6 protein-coding genes and 1 tRNA gene are annotated in these 11,526 nt (G+C 75.8%); 5 read left to right on the top strand and 2 right to left on the bottom strand.

Going from position 1 to position 11,526, the window contains the following annotated elements; all coding sequences use genetic code 11:
• From bcp to MHY29_RS08615, 5 genes are all read left to right on the top strand, one after another.
• Positions 1-467: thioredoxin-dependent thiol peroxidase (gene bcp / locus MHY29_RS08635; protein ID WP_239240216.1), on the top strand; the 467-nt coding region annotated here is incomplete at its 5' end.
• A gap of 62 nt (positions 468-529) precedes the next feature.
• Positions 530-611: transfer RNA gene (locus MHY29_RS08630), tRNA-Leu, on the top strand.
• A gap of 57 nt (positions 612-668) precedes the next feature.
• A complete protein-coding gene (locus MHY29_RS08625; protein ID WP_239240213.1) occupies positions 669-2,330 on the top strand; it encodes an ABC transporter substrate-binding protein in 1,662 nt (553 codons plus the stop codon).
• A gap of 129 nt (positions 2,331-2,459) precedes the next feature.
• Entirely contained in the window at positions 2,460-3,941 is a 1,482-nt protein-coding gene (locus MHY29_RS08620; RefSeq protein ID WP_224356831.1) for a malate:quinone oxidoreductase, read from the top strand.
• Positions 3,942-3,951: 10 nt separating this feature from the next.
• The gene (locus tag MHY29_RS08615; protein WP_239240210.1) at positions 3,952-7,284 is read left to right on the top strand and encodes an efflux RND transporter permease subunit; all 3,333 of its coding nucleotides are present in this window, start codon (positions 3,952-3,954) and stop codon (positions 7,282-7,284) included.
• Here the strand turns inward: MHY29_RS08615 and MHY29_RS08610 are convergent.
• Together MHY29_RS08610 and MHY29_RS08605 are read right to left on the bottom strand one after the other, a co-directional pair.
• The gene (locus MHY29_RS08610; protein WP_239240207.1) at positions 7,235-10,234 is read right to left on the bottom strand and encodes an AAA family ATPase; all 3,000 of its coding nucleotides are present in this window, start codon (positions 10,232-10,234) and stop codon (positions 7,235-7,237) included. The genes MHY29_RS08615 and MHY29_RS08610 overlap by 50 nt on opposite strands.
• Before the next feature lie 11 nt (positions 10,235-10,245).
• Positions 10,246-11,454 (bottom strand): exonuclease subunit SbcD, encoded by a 1,209-nt coding sequence (locus tag MHY29_RS08605; RefSeq protein ID WP_239240187.1) that lies wholly within the window; start codon positions 11,452-11,454, stop codon positions 10,246-10,248.
• Between the last annotated feature and the right edge of the window lie 72 nt (positions 11,455-11,526).

Genomic DNA, 11,526 nt, shown 5'->3' with positions numbered 1-11,526 from the left:
ATAAGAGACAGCCCGGCGACGTCGCCCCCGAGTTCACGCTGCAGGACCAGGACGGCCGCCCCGTCTCCCTGCGGGACTCGGCGGGCAAGTCCACGATCGTGTACTTCTACCCGGCCGCCTCCACCCCCGGGTGTACCACGCAGGCCTGCGACTTCCGCGACAGCCTGGCCTCGCTGACGGCCGCCGGCTACCGCGTGCTCGGGATCTCCCCCGACCCCATCGGCAAGATCATCCGCTTCGCCCAGAACGAGGGCCTGACCTTCTCCCTGCTCTCCGACGAGGACCACGCCGTGGCCGCCGCCTACGGCGCGTGGGGCGAGAAGAAGAACTACGGCCGCACCTCCGAGGGGCTGATCCGCTCGACCGTCGTCGTCGGCCCCGACGGGAAGGTCACCCTGGCCCAGTACAACGTGAAGGCCACCGGCCACGTGGCGCGCCTGCGCCGCGAGCTCGGCCTCGACGACTGACCCCGGCCCCGGCCCGCGCCGCGCGATAGGATCGGGACTCGCCCCGCACCGAGGGGCGAGATGCGGGCGTGGCGGAACTGGCAGACGCGCTGGATTTAGGTTCCAGTGTCCGAGGACATGGGGGTTCGAGTCCCCCCGCCCGCACCCACGCGGCCGCCCCCGGCGTCCGCCCGCCGTCCGAGACCCGCCGAGGAGGAGCCCGTGGACGCCAGCCGCCGCTCGGTCCTGAGCCTCGGCCTCGCCGGTCTGGGCCTCGGACTGTCCGCCTGCGGCGCGGGCCGCGCCACGCCCGCGTCCTCCTCCTCGTCCGCCGCCTCCGCACCGGCCGTCCGACCCCTGGTGCTGGGCGCGCCGGGGCGGCCGCTCACCCGCACTCCCGCCCTCGCCTGGGACACCGAGTCGCTGCGGCTCATCGCGCAGGTCCTCGAGCCCCTGCTCGGCGTCGACCAGGACACCGGCGCCCCCACCCCCCTCCTCGCCGAGCACCGCGAGTCCGAGGACGGGCTCACGCACACGTTCGTCCTCACCCCCGACCTGCGCTTCAGCGACGGCGTCGCGTGCGACGCGGACGCCGTCGTCGCCAACCTGCGGCGCTGGTCCGAGGGCGAGCCCGCCGAGGCGGCGGCCATGCCCTCCCCGTTCGTGGCGGCCTTCGGGGGCCTGGCCGGGGAAGACTCCACGGCGTTCCGCGACGCGACGGCCGCCGACGCCCGCACCGTGCACCTGCGCCTGCGCCGCCGGCTGCGCCACCTGCCGGCCGCCCTGGCGTCGCCGCGCTTCGCGATCTCCTCCCCCGCCTCGTGGAAGCGCACCCAGGACGTCGACGGCGCGCCCGTGGCCACCCCCGCCGGGACCGGGCCCCACCGGTGGGCGGACCCCGCCGAGTCCGTCGAGGTCCTCGAGCCCCTGGGCGGCACCGGACCCGCCACCGTCCTGGTCCCGAACGAGCACGCCCGGGCGGGCCTGCCCACGCCGCCGACCGCCGTCGTCCACTCGTGGGGACGCGCGTCCACCCGGCTGCGGGAGCTGCGGCGGGGGAACGCGGACGTCATCGACGTCGTCGCGCCGGGCCAGCTGAGGCCCCTCGTGGAGGCCGGCACGCAGGTGCTCCCCCGCGACCCCTTCTCCGTGCTGTACCTCGGCATGAACCTGGACCACCCGCTGCTGCACTCCCTGTATCTGCGGCAGGCCGTGGCCTACGCGGTGGACCGGCCGCGCCTGGCGTCGTCCGACGTGTTCCTGCAGGGCACGTCGCTGGCCCACGACCTCGTGCCCCCCGCCCTCGGCGTCGCCGTCGAGGACGGGCCGCGCTACGACGTCGACCCGGCGCGCGCCCGCCGGCTCCTGGAGCTGGCCGGCTACCGCGGCGAGCCGCTGGAGTTCCTCTATCCGTCGGGGCACGCCTGGCCGTCGCTGCCCGAGCCCGAGCGCGTGTTCGCCATGGTCTCCTCCGACCTGGGCGTGGTCGGCCTGCGGGTGGTGCCCGTCCCCGTGCCCGCGGACCAGGACTACCGGCGGGCCGTGCTGGGCAGGAGGGGCCGCGCCCTCCACCTGATGGGCCGCGACGGCCACTACCGGGACCCCCATGCGTTCCTCGAGCCGTTCGCCCGCTCCGCCCGCACGGAGACGGGCTACGTCAACGCCGCGCTCACCGCGGACGTGGACGCCGCCGCCTCGGAGACCGACGACGAGCGCCGCCGCGAGCTGCACCGGCGCGCCGGGCGCACCCTGCTGCTCGACCTGCCGGCGCTGCCGCTGGTCCACCCGATCTCCGCCCTGGCCACGGGCCCCCGGGTGGCCTCCTACCCCACCTCCCCGCAGCTCGACGAGCCGCTCGCCCAGGTGCGCCTGGCCGACTCCTGAGCCCTCGCCCCGGGTCATCGCGGGGCACCGGCCGGGAGTAGACTCAGCGCCCGAGGCACCGGTGTGTGGATCCCGCCGGACGGGGTCCGCCGGTGCACGATCCTCGCCCTCGAGCACCAGGAGCACATCGTGTCCACCCCCACGTCCACCACCCACGACGTCGTCCTGATCGGCGGCGGCATCATGAGCGCCACCCTCGGCGTCATGCTGCAGAAGCTCGAGCCGTCGTGGTCGATCGCCCTCTACGAGAACCTCGACCAGTCCGGCCTGGAGTCCTCCGACCCGTGGAACAACGCCGGCACCGGCCACGCCGCCCTGTGCGAGCTGAACTACTCGCCCCTGGGCAAGGACGGCAAGGTGGACACCGCCAAGGCCAAGGGCATCAACGAGCAGTTCTGGATCACCCGCCAGTTCTGGTCCTCCCTCGTGAAGGACGGCACGCTCGCCGACCCGAAGAACTTCATCAACCCGCTGCCCCACATGTCCTTCGTGGTGGGCGACGCGCACGCGGACTACCTGAAGACCCGCTACGAGGCGATGTCCGCCGAGCCCCTGTTCGCGGACATGGAGCACACCGAGGATCCGGACGTCATCGGCGAGTGGGCCCCGCTGCTCATGGACGGCCGCACCGGCACCGAGCGCCTGGCCGCCTCGCGCGTGCCCACCGGCACCGACGTGGACTTCGGCTCCCTGACCCGCCAGCTGGTCACCGCCCTCGCCGCCGGCGGCGCCGACGTGCGCTTCGGCCACAAGGTCACCGGCCTGTCCCGCGGCACCGACGGCCGCTGGGACGTCACCGTCAAGAACAAGGCCGCCGGGACCGAGGTGCGCGACCGCGCCCGCTTCGTGTTCGTGGGCGCCGGCGGCGGCGCCCTGGGCCTGCTGCAGAACTCCGGCATCCCGGAGATCAAGGGCTTCGGCGGCTTCCCCGTCTCCGGCCAGTTCCTGCGCTGCACCGACGAGAAGGTCGTCAACCAGCACATGGCCAAGGTCTACGGCCAGGCCGCCGTGGGCGCCCCGCCCATGTCCGTGCCGCACCTGGACACCCGCTTCGTCAACGGCAAGCGCTCCCTGCTGTTCGGCCCGTACGCCGGGTTCTCCACCAACTTCCTCAAGTCCGGCTCCTACCTGGACCTGCCGCTGTCCATCCGCCCGCACAACCTGCCGACGATGCTGAACGTGGCCAAGGACAACATGGACCTGACCAAGTACCTGGTCACCGAGGTCCTCAAGTCCAACGAGAAGAAGGTGGACACCCTCCACGAGTTCTACCCGGCCGCCGACGGCTCGGAGTGGGAGCTCATCACCGCCGGCCAGCGCGTCCAGGTGATGAAGAAGAAGGGCAAGCTCGGCGGCGTGCTGCAGTTCGGCACCGAGGTCGTCAGCCACGCCGACGGCTCGATCGCCGGCCTGCTCGGCGCCTCCCCGGGCGCCTCCACCGCCGCCCCGATCATGGTCAAGCTCCTGGAGCGCTGCTTCCCCGCCAAGATGGCCGGCTGGGACGCCGCCCTCAAGGACATGATCCCCACCCTGGGCCGCACCCTGAACGACGACCCGTCCCTGCTGGCCGAGGTGCGCTCCGCCACCGACGCCGCCCTGCAGCTCGGCTGAGCCCGCCACCATGGGCGCGCTCGCACGGTTCTCCCTATCCCGGCGCGCCCTGGTGGCGCTCGTCACCGCGTTCATCGCGGTGTTCGGGGTCCTCTCGGCGGGCCTGCTCAAGCGTGAGCTGATCCCCTCGCTCGAGCTCCCCGTCATCTCGGTGTCCACGACCTATCCGGGTGCGAGCCCGGAGGTGGTGGACGCCGAGATCGGCCAGCCCCTCGAGCAGGCCCTCCAGGCCGTCGAGGGGCTGGACTCGTCCGCCTCGACCTCCGCGACGTCCTTCAACAGCGTCCAGCTCCGGTTCCGCTACGGCACGGACCTGACGCGCGCCCGCTCCCAGGTGGACCGGGTGATCTCCAACCTCGCCTCCCAGCTGCCCGAGGAGGCGCAGACCACCTCCTTCGCCGGCTCGGTCTCCGACTTCCCCGTGGTGTTCCTCGCCCTCTCCGGGGACGAGGACCTGAACGCCCTGAAGCGCCGCGCCGAGGACGTCCTGGTCCCCCGGCTGCAGCGGATCGACGGGGTGCGCGGCGCCCAGGTGCTGGGCGGCACCGAGGAGTACGTCTCCGTGGTCCCCGACGCCGCGAAGCTCGCCGCCGCCGGCCTGACCACGCAGGACGTGACCACGGCCCTCGAGGAGAACGCGGGCCTGTTCCCCATCGGTCAGGCCACCTCGGGGACCGTCACCTACCCCGTGCAGGCGGGCACGCCCGTGGGAAGCGTCGCGGACCTCGAGCAGGTCACCGTGACGCCCGGCGGGGGTCAGTCCTCCACCGGGGCCGCCGACCAGGGCGCCGGGGCCGAGGCGGGCGGCGGCGGGCCCGGGGCCGCCACGGGCACCCCCGCGCGCCTGGGCGACGTCGCCGCGGTGAGCATGCAGGCCGCGGACCCCACGTCCGTCACCCGGACCGACGGCGCGCCGACGCTCTCCCTGAGCGTCACCGCCACGCCGGACGCGGACCTCGTGGCGGTGTCCCACGCCGTGGCCGACGCCCTGCCCGAGCTGGAGTCCCTCGCCGGGTCCGGGGCGAAGCTCACGGTCGTGTTCGACCAGGCGCCCTTCATCGAGCAGTCCATCCGCACGCTCTTCGTCGAGGGCCTGCTGGGCCTGGCCATGGCGATCCTCGTGATCGCCGTGTTCCTGCTCTCCGCCCGCTCGACGATGGTCACCGCGGTCTCCATCCCGCTGTCCCTGCTGACGGCGCTGATCGGCGTCGCGGTGTTCGGCTACTCCCTGAACACCCTGACGCTGGGCGCGCTCACCATCTCCATCGGCCGCGTGGTGGACGACGCGATCGTGGTCGTCGAGAACATCCGGCGCCACCTCGGCCTCGGCGCGGACAAGCGCACCGCCATCCTCGAGGGCACCCGCGAGGTCGCCACCGCGATCACGGCGTCCACGCTGGTCTCCGTGGCCGTGTTCCTGCCCATCGCGTTCGTCGACGGGCTCGCCGGCGAGCTGTTCCGGCCGTTCGCGGTGACGACGTCGATCGCGCTCCTGGCGTCGCTGGTGGTCGCCCTGACCATCGTGCCCGTGCTGTGCTGGTGGTTCCTCAGGGCGCCGCGGGCGGCGGCCGCGCCGGGCAGCGCGGAGGGCGTCTCGTCCCCGGTGGAGGACGCCGCCGAGGACACCTGGCTCGCGCGCGCGTACCGCCCGGTGCTGCGCTGGACCCAGCGCCACGCCGTCGCGACGCTGGCGGGGGCCGCGGCCCTGCTCGCCGGCACGGTCGCCCTCGCCCCGCTCATCCCCACCAACCTGCTCGGCGACTCCGGGCAGAACTCGTTCGTGGTGACCGCCCAGCAGGCGCCGGGCACCTCCCTCGAGGCGACGACGGCGGCCGCCGGGCGCATCGAGGCCGCCCTGCGCGACACCCCCGGGGTGCGCACCGTGCAGTTCACCGCGGGCAGCGCCGGCGGCGCGATGGGCGCGTTCGGCCGGGGCTCGGCCGACAGGGCGACGTTCACCGTGGTCACCGACCCGGACGCGGACCAGACCGCGCTGCAGGACGAGGTGCGCGGCCGCCTGGCCGGGCTGGGCGACGTCGGCGAGGTGGACGTGTCCGCTCAACAGGGCCCGGCGGGCGGTCAGGACATCACCGTGTCCGTCACCGCCCCGGACCCGGAGGCCCTGGCCGACGGGACCGACCGGGTGGCGGAGGCCCTGGGCGGGCTGGACGGCGTGCTGCAGGCGAGCACCCCCTCCTCCGACGTCCGCCCCACGTTCCAGGTGGACGTGGACACCCTCGCGGCGGCCGAGCGTGGACTCACCGAGAAGGCCGTCTCCGGCCAGGTGGCGGCGGCCCTGCAGGCCGTGCCCGTCGGGACCGTGCGGTTCGGCTTCCAGGAGTTCACCGTGCGTCTGGGCGACCCCGACCCGGTCGAGAGCCTGGGGGCGCTGCGCGCCGTCCCGATCAGCACCCCCTCCGGGCCCGTCCCGCTGAGCGAGCTCGCCGACGTCCGCCGCGCGGACGTGCCGGCGCAGGTGACGTCGTCCAACGGGCAGCGCACCGCCGAGGTCACGGTGACCCCGGACCCGGCCGACCTCGGCGGCGTCTCCCGGCGCGTCTCCGACGCCCTGGAGGGCGTCGCGCTGCCCGACGGCGTCGAGGCGACGGTGGGCGGCGCCGCCACCGAGCAGGCGAAGACCTTCCGGGACCTCGGCCTCGCGCTGCTCGCGGCGATCGCCGCCGTGTACGTGGTGATGGTGGCGACCTTCAACTCGCTGCGTCAGCCGTTCGTGCTGCTGGTCTCCATCCCGTTCGCGGCGACGGGCGTCGTGCTGGCGCTGCTGGCCTCCGGCACCGCACTGGGCGTGGCGACGATGATCGGCCTGCTGATGCTCGTGGGCATCGTGGTGACGAACGCGATCGTGCTGATCGACCTCATCAACCAGTACCGGCGCCGGCACGGCATGGCCCTGGACGAGGCGATCGAGAGGGGCGCCCTGCACCGCGTGCGCCCCGTGGTGATGACCGCCCTGGCCACCGTCCTGGCCATGACCCCCATGGCGCTGGGCATCACCGGGCACGCCGGGTTCATCTCCCAGCCGCTGGCCGTGGCCGTCGTGGGCGGCCTGGCCTCCTCCACCGTGCTCACGCTCGTCCTGGTGCCGGTGCTCTACCGGCTGACCGAGGCCCGGGGCGAGCGCCGGATCCAGGCCGAGCGTGCCGCGCGAGAGGCCGAGGAGCGCGAGCTCGCCGCGCGTGAGGCCCGGGAGCGCGAGCTCGCCGAGCGTGAGGCCGCCGCGCGGGCGGTGGCCGGGCCCGCGACGGCGGCGCACCCGGCACCCGCGGGGCGACTCAGCCGCCGTCGTGGATGGCGAGGGTGGATCCCGCGCGCGACTTCGTGACCTCGAGGCGGACCGGGATCTCCTGCTTCATGCGCTCCACGTGGGAGACGAGGCCCACGGTCCGCCCGCCGGCACGCAACCCGTCGACGACGTCGAGGACGTCGTCGAGGGTGTCCGCGTCGAGAGAGCCGAAGCCCTCGTCCACGAACAGGGTGTCCAGCTCGACGCCGCCGGCCTCGGCCTGGACGGTGTCCGCCAGGCCGAGGGCGAGGGCCAGGGAGGCCATGAAGGTCTCGCCCCCGGAGAGCGTCGAGGGGTGCCGGGTCTCGTCCACGTAGTGGTCCCGGATGACGAGTTCCAGACCCTTGTTGCCCCGCCCGGTGGCCTCGTCCGAGTACTCGATGGAGTAGCGGCGGTCCGTCATGGCCAGCAGCCGCTCCGTGGCCGCCGCGGCTACCTCCTCGAGCCGTCCGGCCAGGACATAGCTGGCCAGCGGCATCTTGAGCCGGTTCTCCCCCTGGCCGCGGACCAGGGCCAGCAGGCCGGTGGCCCGCTCGTGCTCGGCGAGGAGCTCGCTGGAGCGCTCCAGGACGGCGCGCAGCCGGCGGGCCTGCCGCTCGAGCGACGCGACGAGCGCCTCGCGTCGGCCGACGACGGCGGCACGTGCGGTGCGCGCGGCCGTGGCCTCGCGGAGGGTCTCCTGCGCGGCGGCGAACTCCTCCGCGGTGGGCTCGGACGTGCCGGCCTCCCGCAGGGCGCGGCCGCGGACCAACGGCTCCGAGGCCGCGGCCTCGGCGAGGCGGGCCTCCTCCACGTCCCACGACCTCACGCGGGCGGCCCGCGCCGCGGCGTCGTCCGGCGGGAGCGCGGCCGCCCGGGCGGCCGCCACGTCCGCGAAGTCCTGCTCTGCGAGGGCACCGGCGAGCGCCTGGGCGGCGTCCTCGGCGACGGCGGCGGCCCGGGCCGCGGCGTCCCCCGCCTCGACGAGGGCGGACAGCGCCCGGGTGGCGGTGCGCACGTGGGCCGTGCGGGCGTCGAGGTCGGCGGCGTCCCCCTGCGCGGCGGCCACGGCCGCGGTGAGCTCGGCTGCGCGCTCGGTGCGCCGCGCCTGAGCTTCGGAGAGCCGGGCGAGGGCGGCGGTGCGGGCCGTGGCGGCCTCGTCGGCCGTCCGCTGCTCGGACTCGCGGCGGGCGAGCGCCCGGCGGTCCGTGGCCAGGGCGGTGCGGGCGGCGGCGAGGGCCTCGTGCTCGGCGCGGACGGCCGACAGGGCCTCCTCGGCGGCGGCCACGTCCTGGCCGCCGGCCCGCTCCCGGGCCGCCCGATGCTCCTCGGACGCCGCCGCGAGCGCCTGCTCGGCCTCGGCGAGGGCGGCGTCCGCGGCCTCCAGGGCCCGGTCCGCGGCGGCCACGTCGGCCTCGGTGACCGCGCCGTCCGCGCGGGGCGCGGGGTCGGGGTGCTCGGCGGAGCCGCAGACGGGGCAGGGACTGCCGTCCTCGAGCCCGGCGGCGAGTTCGGCCGCGGCCTGCTCGAACCGGCTGCGGAGCAGGTCGAGGCGGGCCTGCGCGGCGCCGCGTTGGGCGTCCCTCCGCTCGTCGCGGGCCGCCCGGGCCCGCTCCTGGGCGACGGCGCGCTCGGCGGCCTGCCCCGCGGCGGCCGCCCGCTCGGTGGCCTCGGCCAGGCGCCGGGCGACCTCGTCCTCGGCGCCGAGTCGGGCGGCCGCGGCGTCGACGGTGTCGTGGAGTTCGGCGATCTGGGCGGCGCGGCGCTTTCCCTTCTCCCGGGCCGAGCGGGCCTCGTCCTCGAGCCGCTCCCGCTCGGCGTCCGCCTGGGTGCCCTCGGCCTCGAGGCGGGTCAGCGCGTCGCGGTCCCGGACGGCCCGGGCCAGCGCATCGGTCTCCCGGTCGGCGCGTCGGCGGGCGGCGTCCGCGTCCTCGGCCTCGTCGAGCCAGGCGGCCGCGAGGGCGTCCGCGGCCACGGCCTCGGCGGCGGCCCGGGCTCTCTCCGCGGTGGAGGCGTGGGCGGCCCGGGTCTGCTCCGCCCGGGTGGCGGCGCCGAGCACGTGGGAGGCACGCTCGTGCAGGGCCACGGCCGACCTGTCCGCGGCGACGTGGTCGGCGGCCTGCCGATGCTCACGCTCGCGCCCCTCCCACGCCGCGAGCGCCCGGAGGGCCTCGGTGTCGGCGGTGAGGCGATCCTGCGCGGCGCGCGCCGCGGCCTCGGCCGCGTCGGCCGCCTGCTGCGCCGTCCGGGCCTCCGCGAGAGCGGCGTCCGCGCGGGTGCGGGTGAGCTCCACCAGCCGCTCGTCCTCCCCCTCCTCAGGGGCCGGATCCGGCGCGTGCCAGTCCTCCCCCAGCTCCAGACGGGCCTGCTCGAGCAGCTGGGCCCGCGCCCCGGCCGCCTCCGCGGCGTCGGCGGCCACCCGCGTCCCGAGCGCCTCGGCGCACTCCTTGAGGCGGTCCTCGACGCCGTCGAAGCGCTGGGTGCCGAAGAGGCGGCGCAGCAGCCTCTGCCGGTCGTCGGACCTGGCGGTGAGGAACTCGGCGAACCGCCCCTGCGGCAGGGAGACGACCTGCATGAACTGGGCCGCGTCGAGCCGCAGCACCTCGGCGACCTGCCGGCCGACCTCGTCCGCCCGGGTCAGGGGCGCGGTCCAGGCACCGTCCACGCGCTCGCGCAGGGACACGGACGCCTGGGTGGCCGTCGTGCCGCCGCCGCGCTTCTTGGGGCGGGCGTGCCGGGGCGAGCGGAGGACCTCGAACCGCCGCCCCTGCACGGTGAATTCGACGAGCACCTGCGGGACCACCGCCCCGGGCGGGCGCAGGGTGGTGACGAGGGACTCGGGCGTCCGTCCCCCGGGCACGGAGCCGTAGAGGGCGAAGCACAGGGCCGCGAGCACGGTGGACTTGCCGGCGCCCGTGGGCCCGTCCAGGAGGAACAGGCCGGCGTCGTTGAGCGGGTCCAGGTCCAGGTCCTGGGGCTCGGCGTACGGGCCGATCCCCTCGAGTCGCATCCGGTGGATCCTCATGCCTGCGCCTCCCCGATCCGCGAGGCGGTCAGGGCCTCGTCCAGCAGCTCGCGTTCCGCCTCCGACGCCGGCCTGCCCCGCACGTGGTCCACGAAGCCCGTGGTGAGGGCGAGGTCGTCCGGGGCCTGACGCAGCGCCTGCGCGTAGGTGCGCTCCCGGGCGGCGTGCCCGCCCTCCGGCTCGTGGCGGAACACGAGCAGGTGGGGGAACCGGGAGCGCAGCCGCTCGAGCGCCTTCTCCGGGCGCTCGGGGTCCGTGACGGTCGCCTGCACGAACCGGTCCTCCGCCCATGCGTAGCCGGGCGAGTCCAGCAGGGGCTGGATCCGGTCCTCGAGGACGGCGAGGCGGCGTCCGGCGTCCCAGTCCACGGACTCCACCTCGGTGACGGCGCCGCCGGCCACGTGGACGAGCCAGCCGCCCTTGGTGTGGCGGGCCTCCGAGAACGAGTAGGGCAGCGGGGAGCCGGAGTAGCGGACGTGCTCGGCCATGGTCTGCCGACCGTGCAGGTGGCCCAGGGCCGCGTAGTCCAGGCCGGAGAACACGCTCACGGGCACCTGCCCCAGGGTGCCGACGAGACCCTCGGGGGCGGTGCCGTGGGCGTCCGTGTGCGGCCCCTCGCCGATGTCCCGCTCGGACTCGGTGCCCTCCGCTCCCGCGGCGAACAGGTGCGCCAGGACGACGCCGGCCAGCGGGCCGTCCGCGGCGCGCCGCTCCTCGAGGTCGGCGAGCACGCGGCGCACGGCCTCGGTCATGACGGCGGTGTGGTGCGGGTCCACGCCCCAGGCCTCGCCCAGGTGGCGGGGCTCCAGGTAGGGGATGCCGTAGACGGCGGCCCGCTCCCCCGCCGCGTCCTCGAGCAGCACCGGCTCGGCCAGGCGCTCCGGGTCCGTGCGCACGTGGACGCCGCCGGCGGCCATCAGGGCGGAGCCGAAGCCGAGCCGGATCGCGGAGTCGTGGTTCCCGCTGGTGAGGACCACCTGGGAGCCGGCGGCGCGGAGGGCGGCGAGGGTCTCGTCGAGGAGGGTCACGGCGTCGGCGGCGGGCAGCGCGCGGTCGTAGACGTCCCCGGCCAGCAGGACGGCGTCCACGCCCCGCTCCCGGACCGTGTCCACGAGCTGGGCGAGCACCCTGCGCTGGGAGTCCAGTAGGCCGGTGCCGTGGAAGGACCGGCCGAGGTGCCAGTCGGAGGTGTGCAGCAGGAGCATGGACCCAGCCTAGGGACGCGGCCGGACGCGACAAGCCGCCCCCCGGCCCACCGCGACGAGGCCGTCACGGCG

The organism is Micrococcus sp. ACRRV, from assembly GCF_022346985.1.
Taxonomy (GTDB): Bacteria; Actinomycetota; Actinomycetes; order Actinomycetales; family Micrococcaceae; genus Micrococcus; species Micrococcus porci.
Note: the sequence above shows the minus strand (reverse complement) of the source record. Positions and strands in the feature narration are given on the sequence as shown.

Excerpts from the sequence above, each read along its gene's own strand:
- MHY29_RS08615 (WP_239240210.1), top strand. The coding sequence starts at position 3,952 with ATGGGCGCGCTCGCACGGTTCTCCCTATCCCGGCGCGCCCTGGTGGCG.
- MHY29_RS08610 (WP_239240207.1), bottom strand. The coding sequence starts at position 10,234 with ATGCGACTCGAGGGGATCGGCCCGTACGCCGAGCCCCAGGACCTGGAC.
- MHY29_RS08605 (WP_239240187.1), bottom strand. The coding sequence starts at position 11,454 with ATGCTCCTGCTGCACACCTCCGACTGGCACCTCGGCCGGTCCTTCCAC.